This window comes from Nocardia coffeae (assembly GCF_019890715.1).
Taxonomy (GTDB): Bacteria; Actinomycetota; Actinomycetes; order Mycobacteriales; family Mycobacteriaceae; genus Nocardia; species Nocardia jiangxiensis.
The window spans coordinates 1-286 of the sequence record NZ_JAINZY010000099.1; the positions used below are offsets into that span (position 1 = coordinate 1).

The window sequence follows — 286 nt, forward strand, 5'->3', positions numbered from 1 at the left end:
GTTACCACCGGTCTCCCCCGCCAAATCCACGATCACACTGCCCGGCTTCATCCCCTCCACCGCCGCAGCGGTCACCAGACGCGGCGCGGGACGACCCGGCACCAACGCGGTCGTGATCACCACATCGAAACCCTTGATCGCATCCTCGAGAGCCTGCTGCTGCCGAGCCTTCTCCCCCTCGGTCAGCTCGCGAGCGTAACCACCCTCACCCGCGGCATCGATCCCCAGATCCAGCCACTGCGCACCCACCGAACGGACCTGATCGGCCACCTCGGGGCGCACGTCG

The 286-nt window shown here is 67.8% G+C and carries 1 pseudogene; it reads right to left on the reverse strand.

What is annotated here, in order from left to right:
* A pseudogene (locus tag K7711_RS47210) lies at positions 1–286 on the reverse strand (NAD(P)(+) transhydrogenase (Re/Si-specific) subunit alpha); the annotation flags it as partial.